The 22,320-nt window shown below is 63.4% G+C and carries 18 protein-coding genes and 1 pseudogene; 13 read left to right on the top strand and 6 right to left on the bottom strand.

What is annotated here, in order from left to right; translation table 11 throughout:
• Window positions 1-197: 197 nt before the first annotated feature.
• Window positions 198-704 carry an Lrp/AsnC family transcriptional regulator gene (locus ACIQWO_RS06415; protein ID WP_402820734.1) on the bottom strand — a complete coding sequence of 169 codons (507 nt, stop codon included), beginning with the start codon at window positions 702-704 and terminating at the stop codon, window positions 198-200.
• Between the two features lie 172 nt (window positions 705-876).
• Between ACIQWO_RS06415 and ilvB the strand changes: the two genes are divergently transcribed.
• The 6 genes from ilvB (at window position 877) to astA (ending at window position 8,005) form a co-directional block, all read left to right on the top strand.
• Entirely contained in the window at window positions 877-2,709 is a 1,833-nt protein-coding gene (gene ilvB / locus ACIQWO_RS06410) for a biosynthetic-type acetolactate synthase large subunit (RefSeq protein ID WP_402820732.1), read from the top strand.
• Window positions 2,710-2,900: 191 nt separating this feature from the next.
• Window positions 2,901-3,680, top strand: a complete 780-nt coding sequence (locus ACIQWO_RS06405) for a basic amino acid ABC transporter substrate-binding protein (RefSeq protein WP_402820729.1) — start codon at window positions 2,901-2,903, stop codon at window positions 3,678-3,680.
• 152 nt (window positions 3,681-3,832) lie between these two features.
• Window positions 3,833-4,585 (top strand): amino acid ABC transporter permease, encoded by a 753-nt coding sequence (locus ACIQWO_RS06400; RefSeq protein WP_402820726.1) that lies wholly within the window; start codon window positions 3,833-3,835, stop codon window positions 4,583-4,585.
• Entirely contained in the window at window positions 4,569-5,291 is a 723-nt protein-coding gene (locus ACIQWO_RS06395; protein ID WP_402820723.1) for an amino acid ABC transporter ATP-binding protein, read from the top strand. Before ACIQWO_RS06400 ends, ACIQWO_RS06395 begins: the two co-directional genes overlap by 17 nt.
• 200 nt (window positions 5,292-5,491) lie before the next feature.
• Window positions 5,492-6,733 (top strand): aspartate aminotransferase family protein, encoded by a 1,242-nt coding sequence (locus tag ACIQWO_RS06390; RefSeq protein ID WP_402820720.1) that lies wholly within the window; start codon window positions 5,492-5,494, stop codon window positions 6,731-6,733.
• A gap of 207 nt (window positions 6,734-6,940) precedes the next feature.
• A complete protein-coding gene (gene astA / locus ACIQWO_RS06385; protein WP_402821868.1) occupies window positions 6,941-8,005 on the top strand; it encodes an arginine N-succinyltransferase in 1,065 nt (354 codons plus the stop codon).
• Window positions 8,006-8,033: 28 nt separating this feature from the next.
• Here astA and ACIQWO_RS06380 read toward each other — a convergent pair whose 3' ends face one another.
• The 5 genes and pseudogenes from ACIQWO_RS06380 to ACIQWO_RS06360 form a co-directional block, all read right to left on the bottom strand.
• Window positions 8,034-8,129, bottom strand: a complete 96-nt coding sequence (locus ACIQWO_RS06380; RefSeq protein WP_402821865.1) for a spore coat protein U domain-containing protein — start codon at window positions 8,127-8,129, stop codon at window positions 8,034-8,036.
• Between the two features lie 64 nt (window positions 8,130-8,193).
• Window positions 8,194-8,943: pseudogene (locus ACIQWO_RS06375) on the bottom strand (spore coat protein U domain-containing protein); the annotation flags it as partial.
• 62 nt (window positions 8,944-9,005) lie between these two features.
• Window positions 9,006-11,567: a fimbria/pilus outer membrane usher protein gene (locus ACIQWO_RS06370; protein WP_402820717.1), complete on the bottom strand. Its 2,562-nt coding sequence runs from the start codon at window positions 11,565-11,567 to the stop codon at window positions 9,006-9,008.
• Between the two features lie 2 nt (window positions 11,568-11,569).
• Window positions 11,570-12,337, bottom strand: coding sequence for a molecular chaperone (locus ACIQWO_RS06365; RefSeq protein ID WP_402820714.1), 768 nt, complete (start codon window positions 12,335-12,337; stop codon window positions 11,570-11,572).
• 15 nt (window positions 12,338-12,352) lie between these two features.
• On the bottom strand, window positions 12,353-12,880 hold the full coding sequence (locus ACIQWO_RS06360; protein WP_402820711.1) for a spore coat U domain-containing protein: 528 nt from the start codon (window positions 12,878-12,880) through the stop codon (window positions 12,353-12,355).
• 578 nt (window positions 12,881-13,458) lie between these two features.
• On the opposite strand from ACIQWO_RS06360, the gene ACIQWO_RS06355 reads away from it, so the two are divergent.
• The 7 genes from ACIQWO_RS06355 to ACIQWO_RS06325 all read left to right on the top strand — a co-directional run bounded on the left by ACIQWO_RS06355 (window position 13,459) and on the right by ACIQWO_RS06325 (window position 22,262).
• Entirely contained in the window at window positions 13,459-14,031 is a 573-nt protein-coding gene (locus ACIQWO_RS06355) for an HdeD family acid-resistance protein (protein WP_150574348.1), read from the top strand.
• 96 nt (window positions 14,032-14,127) lie between these two features.
• Window positions 14,128-14,613, top strand: coding sequence for a DNA starvation/stationary phase protection protein Dps (dps, locus tag ACIQWO_RS06350; protein ID WP_402820706.1), 486 nt, complete (start codon window positions 14,128-14,130; stop codon window positions 14,611-14,613).
• Between the two features lie 184 nt (window positions 14,614-14,797).
• A complete protein-coding gene (locus tag ACIQWO_RS06345; protein WP_402820703.1) occupies window positions 14,798-17,503 on the top strand; it encodes a GNAT family N-acetyltransferase in 2,706 nt (901 codons plus the stop codon).
• 91 nt (window positions 17,504-17,594) lie between these two features.
• Window positions 17,595-18,572 (top strand): magnesium/cobalt transporter CorA, encoded by a 978-nt coding sequence (gene corA, locus ACIQWO_RS06340; protein ID WP_150574345.1) that lies wholly within the window; start codon window positions 17,595-17,597, stop codon window positions 18,570-18,572.
• A 238-nt stretch (window positions 18,573-18,810) separates the two neighbouring features.
• Window positions 18,811-20,157, top strand: coding sequence for a CaiB/BaiF CoA transferase family protein (locus ACIQWO_RS06335; protein WP_402820699.1), 1,347 nt, complete (start codon window positions 18,811-18,813; stop codon window positions 20,155-20,157).
• A 160-nt stretch (window positions 20,158-20,317) separates the two neighbouring features.
• A complete protein-coding gene (locus tag ACIQWO_RS06330) occupies window positions 20,318-21,160 on the top strand; it encodes a sulfite exporter TauE/SafE family protein (protein WP_402820696.1) in 843 nt (280 codons plus the stop codon).
• Between the two features lie 595 nt (window positions 21,161-21,755).
• The gene (locus ACIQWO_RS06325; protein ID WP_402820693.1) at window positions 21,756-22,262 is read left to right on the top strand and encodes a hypothetical protein; all 507 of its coding nucleotides are present in this window, start codon (window positions 21,756-21,758) and stop codon (window positions 22,260-22,262) included.
• Window positions 22,263-22,320 lie beyond the last annotated feature (58 nt).

Genomic DNA, 22,320 nt, shown 5'->3' with positions numbered 1-22,320 from the left:
GCTCCCGAAGTGGATGCTTAAGGATAGAGGCTTGCGGGGGCGCTGTCCAACGTGCTCCGCGTCGCTTATCAGGACGATCGAAGGATGCCTGATGTTTAACTGGCGGCTGACGAGTGGCAGACGAGCGGCAGACTAGTGGCAGACAAATGGCCGACAGTTTACGGTCGGTTCCGTGACATGAATCTGTCAGCACTGCGTCATGAGTTGCCGGAGGACGCATTGCCATGCGCACTGGGCTGGCCACTGCCGATGGGCAGCACCGTGGTGGACTTGATCTGCGAGAGCGCAATCATCGAGTTCACTTCCTGCACCATCGGCAACTGAGAGAGCCGCTCGAAGAAGAAGCGCTCGTAGGCGTCGACATCGCGTGTGACGATGCGAAGCAGAAAGTCGACGTTGCCCATCAGCACGTGGCACTCCAGCACTTCGGGAAAGTCCTGAATCGCCTTGGAGAATTCGGGCAGTGCGTTGCGGTTGTGTCCGGCGAGTTTTACGTGGGCAAACAGCATGACGTTCAGCCCGACCTTCTTACGGTCGACCAGCGCAACGCGCCGCTCGATCACGCCCTCGGCATCGAGCCGGTCAATGCGTCGCCAACATTGCGATTGAGACAGCCCGATGCGCTCGCCGATCTGCGCGGCGGAGAGCGAGGCGTCTTCCTGCAAAAGTGCGAGGATTTTTTCATCGAATTCGTCAATTTGCATGATTTATTCCTCGACATAGGTAAATTTGAATGAATCATGTGAAATCGACGGGTTTTTGTCAACGATACGCGAAGCATTTACCGCTCGATCCCCGTAAAATTCACAGCTATTAGTGATATTCGCCGCAACAATTCCCTCCCGTTCGACTGAATCAGCAGGAAAACACGTACCTATGAAACTCGATTTGACTTTGCCCGCTGCCGAAACCGCGACCGGTGCCGTCGCCCAGCCCGTTGCTCCGCTGTCTGCCAAAGGCGCAGACCTGATTGCGCGCACGCTGGTCGACATTGGCATCGATACGGTGTTCTGCTACCCGGGCGGGGCCAATCTCGAAATGCTCGATGCGCTCTCGCGCGTATCGATCACGCTGGTGCGTACCGAGCATGAACAGGGCTCCGTCTTCGGGGCGCAAGGCTATGCGCGCGCGACTGGCAAGTTGGGCGTCTGCCTTGCGACCTCCGGCCCGGGCGCGACCAATCTTGTGACGGGCATCGCCGATGCCGCCAGCGATTCGGTGCCGATCCTGGCCATTACTGGCAATGTCGCTACACACTGGCTGGGCAAGAACGCCTTCCAGGAAGTCGACATCGTCGCGATCACCAAGCCCGTCACGAAGCTCGCGCGTCAGGTGCGCGAAGCGCGCGACATCCCGGCCGCACTGCGCGAAGCCGCGGCGTGTGCGCTGGCTGGACGTCCCGGTCCGGTCTTGCTCGACTTTCCGAAGGACATTCAGCAGGCACGTCCCGAACAGCCGACGGACAAGCGCTTTACGTCCGCCGTGCCTGCGGGCATGAGCGACGAGACGGCGCAACGCATTGCCGCATTGCTCGCGCAGAGTGAGCGGCCGGTCCTTTACGCCGGTGGCGGGGTGATCGCGTCGGGGACGAGCGCGCAACTGGTCGCACTGGCCGAAGCGCTCGACTGCCCGGTCGCGCTCACGATGATGGGACTTGGCGCGGTGCCGGACGACCATCCCCTGTTGCTCGGCCCGCTGGGCATGCACGGCGCGTATGCGGCGAACGTCGCGGTCAACGAGGCCGATCTCGTGCTGGCGCTCGGTGTGCGCTTCGACGACCGGGTGATCGGCGATCCCGCGTCGTTCGCGCGTCACGCGAAGATCGTGCATATCGATGTGGATGCTGCCGAGATCGGCAAGAACAAGCCGGTCACGCTGGGGGTGCACGCGGATCTGCGCGACGCTTTTGCCGGTCTGCTGGCGCACGCCAAACGGCGTGACGTCCCGGCATGGCACACCTATCTTCGCGAGCGCCGCAACGCCCATCCGCTGCGTGCACCGCAGACGGCAGGCGAGGCGAGTGCAGGCAAGGACACCGGTGTGCTGACCGGCGTGGACGTGATCGCCGCGCTGGCGGCGCTGCTGCCGCCGGAGGCGGTGGTCACGACGGGCGTGGGGCAGCACCAGATGTGGGCGATGCAGCACCTGCGTTTGCGCGAGCCGCGTACGTTCCTGTCGAGCGCCGGATTCGGCACGATGGGCTTCGGTTTGCCTGCGGCCATCGGTGCGAAGGTCGCGTTGCCGAACGTGCCGGTGATCGATATCGACGGCGACGGCAGCCTGAATATGTCCGTCAACGAACTCTCGACGTGTCGTCGTTACGGCATCGGCGTCAAGGTGCTAGTCATCAACAACCAGTGGCTGGGCATGGTGCGCCAGTGGCAGGACATGATTTATGCGCGCAACCGGGTGGCATCGTCGCTGGTCGACCCGAATGCGCCGGATGGGGCGAACGATGGGCGTCCGTACCCGGACTTCGTGACGATTGCCGCCGGGTATGGCGTGGCGGGCGCTCGTGTCACCCGTGCCGAGGAATTGCCCGCTGCATTGGCGCGCATGCTCGAAGACCCGAGCGAGCCGTATCTGCTCGACGTCCTTGTGGCGCGTGAAGACGACGTGTACCCGATGATCCCGGCCGGTAAAACCTACCGCGATGTGGTTTTCGGTCCTGGGCAAGCCGCCGGGCCGATTGCGGCGGGTGCATTCTGAGTTTTCGACGCAACCGGCCGGAAGACGGAGCGGGCTGCAGGCCCGTCGCATAGGTATTTTCACCGTGTGAGAATTCGGCCTCACGTCGCGAGATCGCAACGAGAAAACCCGCTTTGGCGGGTTTTTTTCGTTTCAAGGGCGCCGAGGAGTATCATTGCGCTCTTTCTGGAATCCTCGCCAAGGAAATTACTATGTTGACGAAGCGCCTGGTGCTGGCCGCCGCTTGTATTCTGACGACCTTTGCCGCGCTGCCGGCAGCACAGGCCGCCGATCCGACCTACACCGTGGGCGCAGGCGGCACGTACCGTCCGTTCGAGTTCGAAACGCCGCAAAAGGAACTGGTCGGCTTCGATATCGACATCATCAAGGCGATCGGCAAGGCCGGTGGTTTCAACACCAAGCTGGTCAGCACCCCGTGGGAAGGCATCTTCGCCACGCTCGATCAGGGCGACCGCGACATCATCATTTCCGGCATCACCATTACCGACAAGCGTCGTGAAATGGTCGACTTCTCGGCCCCGTACTTCCCGGCCGATCAGGTCATCATCACCTCGCCGGGCGCGAAGGTCACCGGTCTGGTCGATCTGAAGAAGCTGCAAGTCGGCGTGGTCAATTCGAGCACTGGCGACATCGCCGTCTCGGAAGAGCTGGGCAAGGCCAGCACCGCCATCCGTCGCTTCGACAACACGCCGCTCATGCTCGAAGAGCTGTATCGCGGTGGCGTGGACGCCGCCGTGGGCGACGTCGGCGTGATCAAGTTCTACATCAAGAGCCATCCGGAAAAGCCGTTCAAGCTCGTCTACGACAACAAGTTCAAGCGCCAGTACTTCGGTATCGCCGTGAAGAAGGGCAACAAGGTCGCGCTCGACAAGATCAATACCGGCCTGAAGAAGATCGTGGCTGACGGGACCTACGCCAAGATCTACAAGCAGTGGTTCGATGCCGACGTACCGACGCTGCCGCAACAGTAAACAACGCGTATAAGATTCGCGCCACGCGCGCCAGAGATTCTGGCCACTCGCGGCCCGTGAGCTGATCGTCAACTACCGACGTCAACCCCCGGGCCGCGAGCGTTTTTCCGCCGGTCAGACCGGTCCGTTTCATTTTGTGAGAAAGGTGCTTCATGGGTGGGTTCCAGTGGAACATCATCAGCGAATACATGCCCCTGTTCGTCGAGGGCACGCTGATGACGCTCAAGTGCACGGTGATCTGTGTGATCGCCGGCACGTTACTTGGGCTCGTGCTTGGCGTTGGCCGTCTGGCCGAAGCGCGTCACGGCTTCTATAAGTATTTCCTGCGCTACGCGGTGCAATACCCCGTGCGCTTCTACGTCAGCTTTTTCCGCGGCACGCCGCTGTTCGTGCAGATCCTGCTGATCCACTTCGCGTTGATGCCGTTGCTGATCAACCCGTCGGGCGGCCTGCTCGTGAGCGGCGATTTCGCCCGCGAAATCCGTTCGCAGTACGGTGCGTTCATGTCGGCCGTGCTGGCGATCTCGCTGAACGCCGGTGCCTACGTGTCGGAAATCTTCCGCGCCGGTATTCAGTCGATCGACCGCGGACAAGCCGAAGCGGCCCGCTCGCTCGGCATGACCTACATGCAAACGCTGCGCAAGGTGGTGCTGCCGCAGGCGTTCCGCCGCATGCTGCCGCCGCTGGGCAACAACGCCATTGCCATCGTGAAGGACTCGTCGCTCGCATCGGCCATCGGTCTGGCCGAACTGGCGTACGCCGCACGCACGGTGTCGGGTGCCTACGCGCGCTACTGGGAGCCGTATCTGACGATTTCGCTCATCTATTGGGTGATCACGCTGGTGCTGTCGGCATTTGTTCAACATCTTGAAACGAGGTACGGCAAAGGTGATCGTCGTCAATAACCTGCAAAAGCAGTACGGCGAGGCGCACGTACTGCGCGGCATTTCCTGCCGCATCGAAGAAAAGGAAGTGGTGTGCGTGATCGGACCGTCGGGTTCGGGCAAGAGCACCTTCCTGCGCTGCCTGAATGGTCTGGAAGACGTGAGCGGCGGCGAAGTGCTCGTCAATGGCTTCCACGTGGAAGATCCGAAGACGGACATGAATGCCATGCGCGCCAGCGTCGGCATGGTGTTCCAGCGCTTCAACCTGTTTCCGCATATGTCAGTGCTGGAGAATCTGATTCTCGCGCCGATGCAGGTCAACGGCATCAAGCGTGACGAAGCGGTGACCATTGCCGAACAGTTGCTCAAGAAGGTGGGTCTGATCGAGAAGATCGACGCCTTCCCGAATCAGCTCTCCGGCGGTCAGCAGCAGCGCGTGGCGATCGCCCGCGCACTCGCCATGCAACCGACGGTCATGCTGTTCGACGAGCCGACCTCGGCGCTCGACCCGGAGCTGGTGGGCGAAGTGCTGGAAGTCATGAAGTCGCTCGCCGAAGAAGGGATGACGATGGTCGTCGTGACGCACGAAATGGGCTTCGCCCGTGAAGTCGCCGACCGCGTGTTCTTCATCGATCAGGGCGTGATCATGGAAGAAGGTCAGCCCGAGCAGATCTTCACGGCGCCGAAGCACGAGCGCACGCGCGAATTCTTGCGCAAAGTCTTGTAATTCTCATGATCGCGGTGCGCGCAATGGTATATCCGCGCGCCGCATCTGATTACAATGCGAGGGTACGCGCGCCGAGTGACTTAGCGCCGCGGCGCGTCGCAGGCATCCTGAGCGCCCAGCCAGGTTTTTTCACAGGGCAGTGACCTTTGTCCGGGCCTGCCCCGCAATCGCTGATTGCACTCCGATTTCACGAGGTAGTCATGAGCCAGCAAATCGCTGTGACCCGCCAGACGTTCGACGACGTGATGGTGCCCAATTACGCTCCTGCCCAGATGGTGCCCGTGCGCGGCGAAGGCTCGCGCATGTGGGATCAGGAAGGTCGCGAGTATGTCGACTTCACCGGCGGTATCGCGGTCAACGCGCTCGGCCATGCCAATCCGGAACTGGTGAAGGTGATCGAAGAGCAGGCCCGCAAGGTCTGGCACATCGGTAACGGTTACACCAACGAGCCGGTGCTGCGTCTGGCCACGGCGCTCACGCAAGCGACGTTCGCCGACAAGGCGTTCTTCTGCAATTCGGGTCTCGAAGCGAACGAAGCCGCACTCAAGCTGGCGCGCCGCTACGCCTACGACCACGCCGCCGAGCGCGGTGGCAAGGAAAAGAGCGAGATCATCTCGTTCTACAACTCGTTCCACGGCCGTTCGCTGTTCACCGTGAGCGTGGGCGGTCAGGCCAAGTACACCGAAGGTTTCGGTCCGATTCCGACGGGCATCATGCACCTGCCGTACAACGATCTGGAAACCGTCCGTGCGACGATTTCGGACGCCACGGCCGCTGTCATCGTCGAACCGGTGCAGGGTGAGGGCGGCGTGCTGCCCGCCGATCCGGAATTCCTGAAGGATCTGCGCGAGCTGTGCGATCAGCACGGCGCGCTGCTGATTTTCGACGAAGTGCAGACGGGCGTCGGTCGCACCGGCACGCTGTATGCCTACGAACAATACGGCGTGACGCCGGACATCCTGACTACCGCCAAGGCGCTGGGCAACGGCTATCCGATTGGCGGCATTCTCACGACGAGCAAGGTTGCTGCAAGCTTCTCGCCGGGCACGCACGGCTGCACGTACGGTGGCAACCCGCTCGCGACGGCCATCGCCGGTCGCGTGCTGGAACTGATCAACACGGCTGAGACGCTGAATGGCGTGAAGGCGCGTCACGACCATTTCATCAAGGGCATCGAGGCAATCAACGCGCGTCATGGTGTGTTCGATCAGGTGCGCGGTATGGGCCTGCTGATCGGTGCCGTGCTCAAGCCGGCGTTCGCCGGTCGTGCCAAGGACATCGTCGTCGAATCCGAGAAGAACGGTCTGATGCTGCTGGTGGCGGGCGGTGACGTGGTGCGTTTTGCGCCGTCGCTGAACATTCCGTTCGCGGACATCGACGCCGGTCTCGCCTCGCTGGAGAAGGCGGTTGCCACGGTGGCTGCCACGGCGAAGGCCGCTTAAGAAGGCCGCCGAAGCGCGCGGTGAACGTAACAAGACCTGCGCCGATGCACAGGACTTCGGGCCGGACCGACGGATGACGTCGCTCCGGCCCTTGTTTTATCCAACTCACGGGATGCTTCCATGACGCGTCAATCGAAAGCGACGGCGATCTCCGGCGCTCCAGCGAATACGGCTGCTGCCTCCTCTGACGACATCGCGGCGAATTCGCTGCGCGTGGTGCGTCTGGCGCGTCCGGACGATCTGCCCGCGCTGCTGGCGCTGGCAGCGATGGCCGGGCCGGGCATGACGTCGTTCAAGCCCGACCGGGCAGCGCTCGAAGCGCGTCTGGCGCGCGTGGCCGCGACCGTCGAAGGACATGCGCCCACGGCGGAGCAAGGCTATCTGTTCGTGATGGAGGATGTCGACACCGGTGAGGTTACGGGCGTTTGCGGTCTGGAAGCTGCCGTCGGCCTCGATCAGCCGTTCTACACCTATCGCAAGGACACGATTGTCCACGCGAGCCGGGAGCTGAATGTCTGGTCGCGCATGCTGACGCTCTCGCTCTCGAATGACCTCACCGGCTACAGCGAACTCTGCTCGCTGCTGCTTGACCCGAAATGGCGCGGACACGGCAACGGTGCGCTGCTCTCGAAGGCCCGCTTTCTGTTCATGGCGCAGTTCCCCGAGCGATTCGGTCCGCACGTGTGTGCCGAGTTGCGTGGCTTCTTCGACGACGAGGGACAGAGCCCGTTCTGGCAGTCGCTCGGACAACACTTCTTCAAGATCGACTTCGATCAGGCGGACTACCTCACGTCCATTGGCAAGAAGTCGTTCGTGGCTGAGCTGATGCCCAAGTACCCGATTTACGTCGACTTCCTGTCACCGCAAGCGCAAGCCGCCATCGGCGTGACGCACCGCGACACGCTGCCCGCTCGGCGTCTGCTGGAGCAGGAGGGGATGCGCTCCGGGTCGCACGTGGACATCTTCGACAGCGGGCCGGTGCTCGAAGCGCGTGTTGCCGATTTACGTGCGGCGCGCGACAGCCGCTATCTGACGGCGAACGTCGTGGCGACAACAAACGAGGACGGCAGTCCGGTACCGGCGACGCCGAACGCGGAACCGTATCTCGTGGCGTGCCTAGGCCTCGAAGGTTTTCGCGCGACGCTGGTGATCGGTCGCCCCGAGCGCCGTGCGTTCGCGCTCAGCCCTCTCGCCGCGCAGGCGTTGGGCGTGAAGACGGGCGATCGCCTTCAGGTCTTGCCGCTCAAGCCGCCGCGCGCCGAAGCGGTCTGAACTCGCCCGGCACCTTCACGGAACGCCATCAGAACTGAATCGTCGCCGTGACCGTGTCGGTGTAGACCCCGGGGGCGGGCGTCGATTGAGACGGCACGCGCGCATAGATCGGAATGGCCTGCACAAGCCCTGTACCGGTGCCGGTCAGTTGCGACGTCCCCGACGTGCCGTCCCCCCCAGATCGTGGCGTAGCCGCTGTCGAGATACAACTGATAGCCGATGCTCGACGTGAGGCCGCTCATTGTGCGCGACGTGACCGTTCCCAGTAGTCCGCCCGACAGGCTCACGCGATAGGCGTCATTCTTCGTGCATTGCACCGAGAGTTGCCCGCTGCCGGTGACTGGACTGGCGAGCGCCGATTGTGTGGCAAAGGTAATGTTGGCGGCGGCGATGGTGCAGTTGTTGATCACGGTGACGTTCGCGGTGAACGGCGAGCCGGGCGCGGCCGTCATGGCGGTGCCACAGGCGGGCGCGGGCGAAAGCGCTGCGTAGGACGCATATTGCAGCGAGGTGTCCGTCGACGCGAACGCTCTCGTGTAGACCGTGTTGCTGCTGCCGGTCGTGGGCACCGTCGTTTGCGACGCCACGATCCTGCCGTAGAAGTTCACATTCTGTGTGACCGTGCCGCCGAGCAACGGCCGCGCCATCGTCAGCGAGATCACGCTGCTCGTGCCGCTGCCCCATGCGTTTGAGTACGCAGGATCTGTGAAGAGTCCGAAATTGATTGTGTTGCCCGCATTCGTCAGCGTAAGCGGCTGGGTGGCATTCAGCGCCAGACAGAGTTTGACGTTTGGATTGCCGGTGAGCACGGGCCAGTTGCACGACACGGGGATCGTGCCGGTCGCCGAAAGTGCGAAACCAGAGATCGGGCTGAACGCAGCGAACGCAAGCGTTGGCGTGCCGACGGAACATGTCTGCGCCAGCGCACTCGTCGTCATCGCGAGGCAGCCCACTGCAATGGCGCATTGCCGTCGCACGATGCGAAGCAGGGTCTTGAGCCTCATGACCGATCCTCCACATCGGAAGGCGTCGATGGCGTTACAGGCGCTAACCCATCCGATGTCGACGTTGTCTCCGACGAGCGCGGAAGCGCTTCCTTCGCTAGCGTGCCGAACGCCACGCATTCCAGCGGACCGACGCGGGCGATGCGTCCTTCGGGCGGCGTCGTCCAGTCGAAGGAAACGCGGCAGCGCTGCCGTCCGTCGCGTGATTCGAGGGTGTTGCGCGGGCCGAGTGCGTCGATGAACACTTCGCCGTCGTAGCCCACCACCGTCACCATGCCGCTTTGCACATGGCGCACCGACGTACCCGGGTGTAACGGTTGCCCTGAAGTGTCGACCAGCGTGACGAGTGCCGCGTGATAGCGACGTACCGGAAAGTGCACAAGCACGCCGCTGCGCGACTGCGGCGCCACGCGGCGTTCGGTTGTCGTGACTTCGAGATCGGCGGGCAGATGCATGGGATCGATGCCGATGCGCGACGCTTCGAAGCCGTTCAGATCGGGCACGAGGAAGTAGCCACGAGAGTCCGTGCGGCCGACCGGCACCGATTCGCGCATCACGGGCACGTTGGCTTGCGCGTCGGTGCTCACGAGTGCAAAGGCGTCGTAAGTGCGCCGCGTGGCGTGCACGCTGTTGTCCATGACGACGAGTGCACCGGTCATGCCTACGCCGACGCCGGATTGCCGTCCCACTTGCTGCGCCAGCGCCGAGACCTGCCCGTGACGCCCGAGATACTGCACTTCGCCCTGCATCGTGCGTTGCGAGAAGGCGCGTCCGCCGAGCACCTGCCAACCCCAGCCGCCAGCGTAATCGGGCGTGCGGTTCGCGCCCGCCCACGCCTGCGTCTGTCCGTCCTGTTGACTGAACGATGCATTCCCCAGCGCTGCACTTGCGCCTTCGCTGCCACCGCCGAGCAAGACGCTGAGCATCGCGAAGATACCGTGAGAGCGACGCCGCGCAAAGTCGCGAAAGCCGCCCATCGAGAGCATGCCGCGCGTGCCCGCGGGTAGCGTCAGGCTGGCAGACAGCACGCGCGTTGCTGGCTGACGCGGCACGCGTTGGGCGAACCAGGCGAGCGACGCGGTGCTGCCACGCGCGAACGGCACGGAGACGCTCACGCGATCGCTCGCACGCGGCACAGGCACACCGTCCAATGTGGCGATATCGCGGTAGTGACCGGTCGTGCGGATCATCTGTGCGTCGATGCTCACGTGGCGCGACAGGTACTGATAGCCCGCGCTCCATTGACCGCCGGTGCCGCGTCCGCCAGAGACGGCGGTGGACGCGCTGATGACGCCTGCCTGCCCCAGTGCCATCAGCGCGCCTGCGCCAGCGAGGGCGAGCCGTCTCCCGGCTTGCGCCTGTGCTTCGAGGGTCAGGGTGTCCGTTGCGCCGTAGCGCGCGGCCACCGACGCGACGGGATGACGCCGGTACGAAAACGAGCGCACGCCGTAGTCGTCGCGCGGCAGGCCAGCCTCCATGGAAAAGCTCGACAGACCGCGTGCGAGCAGGCGGGGATCGATGTAGAGCGGCACGGTGGTGATCTGCTCACGCCCGAGCGCGTCGCGCGTCACGACGCTCGCTTGCAAATCGCCAGTGAGGCCCGGTGTCTCCTGAATGACGAACGGACCGGGCGGTACGCGTCCGCCCATGCGGCGCACGCCGTCGAGATACAGGTCGACGGACGACGGCACCACGGCGCTGCCATGCAGGGCAGGGATGGGAAACGTGACCAGATCGGGGCGCAGCGCGAAGTTGCGACGCCATTGGAGCCCGCCAATGCGCAGCGACCGGCTCCATGAGAGCGAGCCGGTGATGAGGTCGCCCGCGACCCACGTGGTCAGTCGCGACGGGTTGTCGTGTTGCCACCAGGTGTCGTAGCGTCGGTAGCCACGACGCCATCGCGAATGCTCGGCGAGACCGGTCTGTTGTAGCGTGCCCCCCGACCAGAAGCCCCGCACTTCACTCCACACGGAGGCGCGTGTGAAACCGTCACGCTGCACGTAGCCGTCGTAGTTGACGATCAGACCGGGGTCGGCCGTCGCGCCGATCACGACCGGTGCGGGGCTGCCCAGGCGATAGGGCGAGAGCCACGCATCGCCGACCTCAAGCGCGAGCGTCTGGTGGGTGGCGTCGTAGGACACGCCGATGCCGTTCAGCGAATCGAGCGCGACGTCGACGGCATCGTTGTCAGGCAGGCCGCCGGATGATGACGTCAGGCCGAGCGCGCGCAGATCGCCTGCGCGGGCGAACCAGCGGCCTTGCCGTCGCGCGAATGGGGCAATGCGCCCGGTCGATTCGCCGTTGATGATGACCTCCAGTACGTAGGGCCCGTCGAGCCGGGCGATGCCTGCTGCCGTCGTCGTTCGCGTGGGCGCGGTGGTGGACGACGACGCCGTCGTTGTGTGTGAGACGGTCCGCGAGGCGTCGTCGAACAGCGCCGCACCGGCGTTGCGTGACTCGGCCGATGACGGGAGCGCCGTCAGCGCACCGAGCGTCGTCAACGTGGTCGTCAGCGTGGCAAATGCGACACGCATCCGCGTGGCGACGGCCACGGACACGCTTAGCGACGTTCGTTCGACGCGGCGCCTGCGACAAAGCGCATCGGCACCGCGTCGACGCGTGACTCCACCGTGAACGGCGCAACGGGGGGCGCACCGGCGGGCCAGCGCACGGCGAATCGACGCGTTTGTCCGGCGAGCACGTAGCCGAGCAAGCCACGCGTGAGTTCCACGCTGCGTCCGGAAGCGTCGAGTACCCGTGTTGCCCCCAACTGCGCGTGACGCTCGCCGTCATTGCGAACCTCAAGTTCGCCCTGCGTCATGCGGACGTCGAAATGCAGTGAAGGCGAGCGCGTCTGATTCGTTTGCACGAACACCGGCAGCGAGTAACGCAGACGGATGGAGACACCCTCCGACGGCGCGGCATCGACGGGCGGCAACTCGTCCACCAGCAGCCGGTAGCTTTGCTCGTTCCCCTCGATTTTTTGCGCCACGTGCACCAGCCGCACGATCTGCCGGTCGCCCGGCTCGATACGCACGATGGGCGGGCTGGCGATGAGCGCGTCGGTGGGGGTGAGCACGTTGTCGCCATTGCGTTGCGTCCATGCATACAGACGCAACTGGCCGTGAATCGGCAGATCGCCGGAGTTGCCGAGTGTGAGCGTGGTCGCAGGCTGCGTCGGCATGATGTTGACGATGACCGGCGAGACTTGCAGCGTCGCGCCGTTGCCATCGGTCACACAAAGCGTGACCAGCGCGACGAACGCGCCGCCACAGGCATACGCCGTCGGTCGGCGGACGACCGGTCTGGGAGAACGCATGTTCGTCATGATTCACCTGACCTCTCAGAAGTAGACGGTCGCCGTGACGGTCGACGAGTAGACGTCCGGCGCGGGCATGGTGGCCGAGAGCGTCGCCTGACCGTAGACGGTGTACGTCTTGACCACGCCCGTGCCCGAGTCGCTGAGTGTGTTCGAGCCCTGCGTGTTGCCCCACGGCGTGGCATAGCCCGCGTCCTGAAAAAGCCCGAACGGGATGGTCGTGGTGTTGCCGGTGAGCGTGCCCGCCAGCAGGCGGTTGGTCTCCGTGGAGTTCGCTACGGTGCCCGCATTCAGGCCGATGTTGTAACCCGTCGACGCGGTACAGATCACGGTGAGCGACGAGGTGCTTGCCACCGGTCCCGTCGCCGAGCCTTGCACCGCGTTGAACGTCATGGGCGTGGCGGCAATGGTGCACCCGGGCAGGATCGTCAACTGAACGCGCATCTGGGCGGTTGCCGACCCGTTGGAGTAAACGGCGGCATGGGCCGGCGCGCTCTGGCCAAGCGCGGCGACGATTCCCGTGAGGGCCAGACAAAGCAACGGTCGGTTCATGATGTTTCTCCTTTGGAGTCCTATTCGAAAGTGCGATGGTGCACCGTGGGGACTACGTAGATATCGTTCTCATGACGTCCGTACACGCACCGAATTTCGGACGCTTTTTACGTAGTCTATGAAGGCATTTGCCCGAAATGCGAACGCACAAAGGACTTTCGGAATGATCCCAATTTCACGGCGAAACGACGTACTGAGCGTCTCAGGGGTGTACGCGCAAAGCGCATGCTTTCGACGGACGCATTGCGCATGTGGTGAGTGACTGAAGGCAACGATAGTGAGGTAATGCGCGCGAATGCGACGCATTGCCGCAGCGATGGCGGGGCGATCGCGGGTGTCGTTGCGGAAGTGCCGGTGGGCGTGCAGGGCGGAGAATCGAGGCCGGATGATGTCTGTCAAAGCGCGTGCGAATGACACAAGCATTCGCGTATATTTCACTTGATCTCACGTCGAAGCCGTCTCTAGAATGGGTTCTTGACGCCCACCTAGCGCGCTCATTCACACTAAACGTGTCGTAGGTGTGATAGGTGCCGGTCGTCCGGATTCGCTGCCTGCGGATATTTCACGAGAGGGATGCCATGCTCAGACTTCTGTCGAAATACTGGTGGTTGCTTGTGCTGCGCGGTGTGTTGGCCGTGATTTTCGGTATCGCGGCCTTTGCGTTACCCGGCGTGACGATTGCGGTGCTGGTGCTGTGTTTCGGCGCGTTTTCGTTCGTGGACGGGGTCTTCTCTCTTAGCGGCGCATGGAGCGCACGCCAGGAGCATGCCGATTGGTGGCTGCCGTTGCTGCAGGGCATCGCGGGCATAGTGATCGGAGTCCTGACTTATCTCAACCCGGCGTTGACCGCCGTTGCGTTGCTTATCTATATCGTGGCCTGGAGTTTCGTCACCGGCGTGTTGCAGGTGGCTGCCGGTATCGCGTTGCGTCGCGAGATCAAGGGCGAACTGTGGGTCATTCTCTCCGGTGCCTTCAGCATCCTGTTTGCCATCTTCATCATGTGGCAACCGGGCGCGGGCGCGTTGGCGCTGATCTGGGCCATCGGGTCGTGGGCCATCATCTGGGGCGCTTTGCTGGTGCTGGCCGGTTTCAAATTGCGAGGTGCCGCGCATGGCGTGCCGCATGCGCCGCCGGGACACCTCAGGTCGTAGTCGCATTGTCTCCGTTCGTCCGCATGGGCGCCGAGCGCCCCTCGCCGACGGCTTCCCCCCGGCAACCTGCGGGTTGCCAGACGTCAGGAGTGTCAAATGGCTTTGAACCATACGCGTAACACCCTCGGTGAAAAGATCCGTATCGAATCGGTGAACCAGCTCAATCGCGGACTGATCAACGGCATCGATGTGCAGCGTCAGGCGAAGCAGGCGCACTGGAACGTGCACGGCCCGGGCTTTATCGAACTGCACTTGCTTTTCGACGAGGTTTACAACGCGGCCATCGAGTGGGCGGATCTGTGCGCCGAGCGTCTGGTCGCGCTGGGCGGCGTGGCCGACGGCCGCGTGCAGACCGTTGCACAGAAGACCGAATTGCCGACGTACAAGAACGAGTTCAAGCGCGGTCTCGATCATGCCGCCGCACTGGCCGAAGCCCTCGCTGCCTACGGTGAGATCATTCGCGTCCTGATCGATGCGTCCGCCGAGATCGGCGACGCCACCACGTCGGACGTCTTCACCGAAATCTCGCGCGGCGTCGACGATCACCTGTGGAAGGTCGAAGCGCACCTGCACGGCGAGTGACGACATGCCCGGGCGCTTGTGCGGGCGCCCGCGCGACGAACCCGTCGTTCGACGTCGACGGTTCCGCCGATAGTTCTGCATCACAGACGACGATGAACGCGCGCGCCGCTTGAGCCGGAGCGCGCGTTCTCACGTTCTCAGCCTCGCTGTTTTCCACGCTGTCTTACTCACCCCCGGAGTCGCCATGACCACCCGTAACCTGAGCCAGATGTTCCAGCCGAAGTCGGTCGCCGTGATCGGCGCGTCCAATCGCGAGCGACGCGTTGGGACGACCGTGCTGCAAAACATCGTCGACGGGGGCTTCAAGGGCGACATCTATCCGGTCAATCCGAAGTATTCGACCCTCGCCGGTCTCAAGTGCTACCGAGACGTCGGCGATCTGCCGCAGGCCCCCGACCTTGCGGTGATCTGTACACCGCCGTCGACCGTGCCCGATCTGATTCGCGACCTGGGTGAGCGTGGCACGCGCGCGGTGGTCGTGCTGACCTCGGGGCTTGCCAGAGAAAAGGATCGTCACGGCGTGACGTTGCAGGACCGCATGCTAAAAAATGCGAAGCCGCACGTGCTGCGCATTCTCGGTCCGAACTGCATCGGGCTACTGAGTCCCGGCATCGGCCTGAACGCCAGCTTCGCACACATGGGGGCACGCGCAGGCAAACTCGCGTTCGTCTCTCAGTCGGGGGCGCTCACGACAGCCGTGCTCGACTGGGCCGACGCTCGCGAAATCGGCTTCTCGCACTTCGTGTCGATGGGCGACAGCGCGGACGTCGATTTCGGCGACATGCTCGATTATCTGGCGAGCGACCCCGGTACGGACGCCATTCTGATGTACATGGAATCGATTCGCGATGCGCGCAAGTTCATGTCTGCCGCGCGCGCCGCATCACGCAACAAACCGGTCGTCGTGATCAAGTCGGGGCGCGTGCCTGAAGGCGCACAGGCCGCTGCGTCGCACACGGGGGCGCTGGCTGGCTCGGACGACGTATACGACGCCGCGATCCGTCGCGCGGGGATGTTGCGCGTGGATACCACCGACGAACTGTTTGCGGCCGTGGAGACGTTGGCACGCCTTAGACCGTTCCCGGGCGACAAGCTGTCGATCATGACCAACGGTGGCGGCGCGGGTGTGATGGCGACCGACGCGCTGGTGCTCGACGGCGGCAAGCTGGCCCATCTGACAGAGAAGACCCGTGCCGCGCTCGACGCTGCATTGCCGAAAACGCTGGGCCGCGCGAACCCGGTGGACATCGGCGGTGACGCGGATCTCGAACGCTACACGGCCACACTTGCGGCGCTATGCGAAGACCCTGAGACGGCGGCCGTCCTCTTCATTCAGGCACCCACCGCCGTGATGCCGAGTCTCGACGTGGCGAACGCGCTGGCGGCGCTGCCGCGTCCGTCGAAGAACGTCTTCACCTGCTGGCTCGGCGGCGAGACGGCCGAGCGCGCGCGCCGCATCTGCCGCGAAGCCGGGCTGCCGACCTACGACACGCCGGAGAACGCCGCGCGTGCCTTTCTCGAAGCGGTCAACTATCGACGCAACCAGGCGCTGCTGATGGAAACACCGCCGTCGATCCCGCCGGGCTTTGCGCCGGACGTCGCGCGCGTGCGCGCCATCGTCGACAGCGCCATGCGCGAGGGCCGGGACTTGCTGACCGAACCGGAAGCGAAAGGGGTGCTGGCAGCCTACGGAATTCCGGTGGTCGAGACGCTCGTGGCCGAGACACCGGAGCTGGCGGGCGAAGTTGCCAAGGGCATCGGTTTTCCCGTCGCCGTCAAACTGATTTCACCGGACATCACGCATAAGTCCGATGTAGGCGGCGTGGTGCTCAACATCGAAACGGCAGAGCAGGCGAGCGACGCGGCACGCCAGATTCGTAAGCGTGCACTGGCCGCGAAACCCGATGCACGCGTGACCGGCTATTCGGTGCAGCGCATGGCGAACGGTGCCGAAGCCTTCGAGTTGATCGTGGGGGTGGCCACCGATAACGTCTTCGGTCCGGTGCTGCTGTTCGGGCAGGGCGGCACAGCTGTCGAAGTCATCGCCGATCGCACCATCGGTCTGCCGCCGCTGAACCTGAACCTCGCGCGCGACATGGTGGCGCGCGCCCGTGTGTCGAAGTTGCTCGCGGGCTATCGAAGCCGTCCGGCGGCCGATCATGAGGCCATCTATCTGACGCTGGTGAAGCTCTCGCAGCTCGTGTGCGATGTGCCGGAGATCGCCGAGCTGGACATCAATCCGTTGTTTGCCGATGCACATGGCGTGCTGGCGCTCGATGCACGCATTGTGGCGCGCAAGCCGTCGCTCCCGGGGCATGGACGTCTGTCGATCGCGCCGTATCCGCAGGAGCTGGAAAGCACCATCGATGCTGGCGGAAAGCCCGTGCGCGTGCGTCCCATCCGCCCGGAGGACGAACCGGCCTACAACGCGTTCTTCCACACGCTGACACCGCAGGACGTCCAGTTCCGCTACTTCGGTCTGATCAAGGAGCTGTCGCATTCGCAAATGGCGCGCGTCACGCAGATCGACTACGACCGCGCAATGACGTTCGTCGCCACGGAAAAGGACGAGGCGGGCAATACGCGATTGCTGGGCGTGGTGCAGGCTTTGGCCGATCCGGACAACACCGTGGCCGAATTCGCGGTGACGGTGAGTCCTGCGGCGCAAGGGCGAGGGTTGGGGCGCGCACTCATGGAGCATATCGTCGACTACAGCCGCAAGCGAGGCACCGGAGAACTCATCGGCTATGTGCTCACGGCAAATACGCGTATGCTGACACTCGCCCGTCATCTCGGCTTTGTGGAAGACAAGGAGATGGAGGCGGGCATCGTTCATATCCGGCTGCCGCTGCAACAGACGGCGCAGGCGCGGGAGACACGCAAGGGCTGACGGTCGCGAGGGTGGCGGCGGTCGCATGCGCAGTGCCCGGCGCTCGCGCCACGCGCAGAGTGCAGGGCGGCCGCCTCGACCAGGAAGACGCATGCTAGTGAATTGTGTGGCCTATGAGGATGGCCGCAAGATTGCCGATCTGCACCCCGATGAAATCTCGGACTATCTCGAACGTCCGCACTGCTTTGTCTGGGTGGCGCTCAAGGATCCCGGTCCGGGCGAGTTGGCGCAGATGCAGCACGAATTCGGCCTGCACGACCTCGCCGTCGAAGACGCCCAGCACGGGCATCAGCGTCCGAAAATCGAGCAATACGGCGACTCGCTCTTTGCCGTGCTGCACGTGCTCAACAAGGACGCCGACGGCGATTTCACGATTGGCGAAGTCGCGATTTTCGCGGGCCACAACTATGTACTCTCGGTGCGCTCGAATGCCACGCAGGGACTGGGTGCGGTACGTGCTCGGGCCGAGAAGGAGCCGCATTTGCTGCGCCAGGGCTCGATCTTCGTTCTCTATGCCCTGATGGACGCCATCGTCGACAGCTACTTCCCTGTGTTCGACGACCTCGAAGCGCAACTCGAAGCCATCGAAGAGCAGATCTTTACCCCGAACGCGCCGAACAAGGGGCGCGCGATCATTGAGGATCTGTATCAGCTCAAGCGTCGGCTCATTACGCTGCAACACGCGTGCGTGCCGCTCATGGAAGCCGTCAGCAAGTTGTTCGGGGCGATGGCGCCCAAGCTGTGTGGTGGCATGCAGGAGTACTTCCGCGATGTCTTCGACCATCTCCAGCGGATTACGAAAAACATCGATCTGCTGCGTGAAATGGTTACGACGGCGCTTTCCGTCAATCTCGGCATGATTTCGCTCTCCGAGAACGAAACGACGAAGCGCCTCGGGTCGTTCGCGGCACTCTTCGCCGTGCCAACGATGATTGCCGGGATCTACGGCATGAATTTCGCCGACATTCCCGAACTGAAGTTCCAATACGGGTATCCGGTCTGTATTGCCGCGATGGTTGTCATCGACGTCTTGCTGTTCATGAAATTCCGTAAGGCGGGCTGGCTGTAACGACCCTTGTGAGGCCGTGACAGCCAACAGGCGGGGTGCGATGTCTGTGTCAGGCGCGTGTCCCGGCGGGCGTTGCCACCCGGGTTGTTGCCCGGTGGCAACGTGTGGTGCGACCTCCATTTTTTCGCAGTGACCGGCGTTGAATAACTGTTCTAGAATGCGCTGAATGCCGCGTCAGACGGCTGCCAAGGGTTGAGAACAACAACAAATCGCCAGGCAAGCAAATAGGGGTCAGATATTGAATGCACCACTTTCGGGGATCCGCGTCATTGAGTTCTGTCGTGGCGCGGCAGGTGCCTATTGCGGCATGTTGCTTGCCGACATGGGCGCGGACGTCATCATGGTCGACGATCCCGTCGACGATATTTCCAACGAATACCAAAGCACGATCGGCGAATCGGCGCAGGTCGGATTGCGTCGCAACAAGCGCTCTGTCGCGCTGGATCTGCTGACGCTCGAAGGCCGCAGTCTCGCTCACACGCTGGTGCGCGGAGCGGACGTCGTCATCGAATGTCTGCCACCCGGCACGTTAGCGCGCGCCGGGCTTGGCTACGATGCGCTGTCGGCTGTGCAACCGCATCTCGTCTACGTTTCCATTTCCGCATTTGGACAGGATGGCCCACGCTCTGTGCCGCAGCCAGGGGTGCCCGCGCTTGAGGCGCTCAGGGGCATGCTGGGGGTCGTGCCAAGCGGTGCCGAGCCGCCGCGCGATCTGCCCATTGCCGATCTGGCCGCAGGACTGTACGCCGCGTTTTCCGTCTCGGCTGCGCTCGTCGCAGCGAAGCAGCAGGGGGTGGGCGTGCACATCGATGTGCCGATGCTCGGCGCGACGCTGGCGATTGCGGCGTTGCGGGCGGGCGATGCCGGCGCCGAGGCTGCCCATCGTGCAGGGCTCGTGCCGGCTGCCGCCATGGCCGGAACGGAAGCGGGCGACGCGACGCAGGTCGACGCCGAGATGTCGGCCGTGGCGCGTCAGCGCCGGGCGCTGGCCGACGCAGCGGGTCATGGCAAGGTCTCGCCGCTGGCCGTACCGCTGGCCGATGAGGGCGAGCGTTTTGGCGGCCCATCGGCCCCTTGGCCGACCTTCCGAGCGCGCGACGGCTACTTCGGTATGGATTTGGACGTCCAGACGCATTGGGAGGCGATTTGCGCTCTCGTGCACCGTGTGGATCTGCTCGACGACCCGCGCTTCGGCAGTGCGCGAGAGCGGGCGCGTCATCAGGCGGCGTTGCGCGACGTGCTCGAAGCGGTATTCGTGCTGGACGACCGCGATGTCTGGCTCGCGCGGCTGGTGGCCGTCGGTGTCCCGTGCACGGAAATCAGCACCTATTCCCGTGTGCTGTCCGACCCACAGGTGGCGCATATGGGCTGGGTGCGTCCGATGGTGCTGCCCAGCGGTGAGACGACCCACACGATAGTCTCGCCTGTGCGTCTTAACGGACAAAGCCCTGTCACGCGTCTCGATCCGCCCGCGCCGGGCGCTCACACCGGAGACATCATCGCGGAACTCGACGCGGAATTCGATGCCGAGTCCGGCGCCAGCGAGACGCCCGTCGACATCAGTGCCCGGACATCCTCGTCATAGGCATTTTTCGTTGTTTCCCGTATTTCCAGACACGGCGGCGCTCAGGTAGCGCCGCATTTCTTTGCTGTCGTCTGATGCTTCTATATAATTCAGCGTCATAAGCTTATGACAAATAGTGATTTGGCTTTGGTGCCAAGTCACTCTCTGCTGGATATCGCCCATGTTCCCCGACCTTTCGAGTGCTTCGCCCACGGCCGCCCTGCTCGGTGCAGCGGTCGGACTGGTGTTGGGTTTGACGGGCGCGGGTGGGGGCATCTTTGCGGTGCCAGCGCTGGTGTTCGGACTCGGTTGGGGCGTGCCGCAGGCGGGGCCCGTCGCGTTGCTCGCTGTCGGTGCGAGTGCCGCCGTGGGCAGCGCGCAAGGTTTGCGGGCGGGCATCGTGCGCTATCGTGCGGCGATGCTGATGGCGGGCATCGGGGTTTGTCTCGCGCCGCTGGGCTCGTGGATGGTGCATCGGCTGCCGGAACGGTGGCTCGTGGGGCTGTTCGCCATGGCGATGCTGATCGTGGCCGCGCGGATGTATCGAGCGTCTCGAGGTGGGACGCGTAGTGTGGGCGCGGGTGGCACCTCAGGTGCTTGTGCACCGTTGCCGCCGTGCCGGATGGACCCTGCGACGGGGCGCTTGCACTGGACGCGGCAAGTGGCGAGCACGCTGGGTGCGATTGGCGCCATCTCAGGCTTTGCGTCGGGGCTGCTCGGCGTTGGGGGTGGTTTCGTCATCGTGCCTGCGTTGCGCCGCTTCACCGACATTTCGGTGCACGGCGTCGTGGCGACGTCGCTCTTCGTTATCGCGCTGATTTCTGCGGGCACCGTCGCCAATGCATGGTGGCATGGCATGCATCCGGGAACGCAGGGATGGACGTTTGTCGTGGGCGCGGTGGCGGGCATGTTGCTGGGGCGTGCGCTCGCGCCACGTCTGGCCGCATCACGGCTTCAGCAGATCTTCTCCGCACTCATGGCCGTCGTGGCATTCGGCATGTTCGTCAAAGCGTTTGGCGCTTGAATCTATTTATTCAAAATTGCAAAGTCGCTGCGGCTTTGGATTTCCTTTTGCCTATCTCCCGCTTTAATCGTATTTAATTGAATTTAATCGCTGCCGGTGTCGGCGGCGTTGACGCGCTTTACGTCTCGCAGTCAAAAGTCTAAAAATATTTCGAAAGTCGCAACGTCTTTCGAGTGACTTTTTGCCAATTCAGCACCCGCGTACCACGCTGCGTGCGGTCTGTGGCTGACATGATGGGCATCTTTCAAATGAATCTTTTCCTCACTTGCGTGTCAATTGGAACGCTGCCTGAGCATCTGCGCTACGTCATCTGAGTTATTTCCGCACTGATTTCGATGGCGACGCGCACGCTGTGTAAGCCGCGAACGGTATTCCTCCTAATTTGGACTAGGATGTTTCCTATAAAGAGATCCAAAACGGTAGGGTTTTGTAGATTTATCCTATATTTCCGCTGGTCGTAAAAATGACGCGTAACGTTCCTTTGTCACGCGGCGAGACGATTGGTAATGGACCGATGACCCCAACACACGTTGATGCTTTCTTACCCAGCCAATGCCCTCGCTCAGGTGCCACACAAGCAATGGGGCGGCGTGCTGTGACGACACTAATAAGCTTTGGCAGCGCGCTGGCGATGGCGCTGCTTGCGGGATGTAGCGAATACAAAGCGTCGACGGCGAATGTGACGGGCCTCACGATGGAATCGGAGCCCGACACTTCGCTGGCGCGGGTGGAGCCTCCGGTTGCGTCAACGCGAGAGGTCGAAACGCGGATGCGCCCGGTGGCAGCAGCGGTGAAGCTAAGCGATACGCCGCGGGTGGGCACGGTCGTGAGCGGTTCGTACCGATGGATGGCGGATTGGCCTGAGACCGATAGCGTGCACCTGTGGGAAGCAGCCGCCGGACCGACACGCATTCGCGTCATCGGACGGGCGCGCGAGATGATGCCCTCGGCAGGTTTGCGCGGCGTTCGCATTCGTTACTGTGTCAAGCCGGTCATCGGCACGGGCACAACCCGGTTGACAGGGCACAAGACGTGCTCGGCGTGGACCGCCGTCGATGGACCGGGTGCGGTCGTCGCCGGGAGTGTCGGGAGCGCCAGCTAAGGCAGGCAGCGGACGATGGGCCGTGAGCGGCCCCGCCGGACTGTCGGGGCCCGCAATT

The organism is Pandoraea sp. NPDC090278, assembly GCF_044772185.1.
In the GTDB taxonomy this organism is placed as follows: domain Bacteria; phylum Pseudomonadota; class Gammaproteobacteria; order Burkholderiales; family Burkholderiaceae; genus Pandoraea.
The sequence above is the reverse complement of the archived record's forward strand: the minus strand, read 5'-3'. Positions and strand labels throughout refer to the sequence as shown.

Excerpts from the sequence above, each read along its gene's own strand:
- dps (WP_402820706.1), top strand. The coding sequence starts at position 14,128 with ATGGCTTTGAACCATACGCGTAACACCCTCGGTGAAAAGATCCGTATC.
- ACIQWO_RS06360 (WP_402820711.1), bottom strand. The coding sequence starts at position 12,880 with ATGAACCGACCGTTGCTTTGTCTGGCCCTCACGGGAATCGTCGCCGCG.
- ACIQWO_RS06415 (WP_402820734.1), bottom strand. The coding sequence starts at position 704 with ATGCAAATTGACGAATTCGATGAAAAAATCCTCGCACTTTTGCAGGAA.
- ACIQWO_RS06405 (WP_402820729.1), top strand. The coding sequence starts at position 2,901 with ATGTTGACGAAGCGCCTGGTGCTGGCCGCCGCTTGTATTCTGACGACC.
- ACIQWO_RS06330 (WP_402820696.1), top strand. The coding sequence starts at position 20,318 with ATGTTCCCCGACCTTTCGAGTGCTTCGCCCACGGCCGCCCTGCTCGGT.
- ACIQWO_RS06390 (WP_402820720.1), top strand. The coding sequence starts at position 5,492 with ATGAGCCAGCAAATCGCTGTGACCCGCCAGACGTTCGACGACGTGATG.
- ACIQWO_RS06365 (WP_402820714.1), bottom strand. The coding sequence starts at position 12,337 with ATGACGAACATGCGTTCTCCCAGACCGGTCGTCCGCCGACCGACGGCG.
- ACIQWO_RS06345 (WP_402820703.1), top strand. The coding sequence starts at position 14,798 with ATGACCACCCGTAACCTGAGCCAGATGTTCCAGCCGAAGTCGGTCGCC.
- corA (WP_150574345.1), top strand. The coding sequence starts at position 17,595 with ATGCTAGTGAATTGTGTGGCCTATGAGGATGGCCGCAAGATTGCCGAT.
- ilvB (WP_402820732.1), top strand. The coding sequence starts at position 877 with ATGAAACTCGATTTGACTTTGCCCGCTGCCGAAACCGCGACCGGTGCC.
- ACIQWO_RS06400 (WP_402820726.1), top strand. The coding sequence starts at position 3,833 with ATGGGTGGGTTCCAGTGGAACATCATCAGCGAATACATGCCCCTGTTC.
- ACIQWO_RS06355 (WP_150574348.1), top strand. The coding sequence starts at position 13,459 with ATGCTCAGACTTCTGTCGAAATACTGGTGGTTGCTTGTGCTGCGCGGT.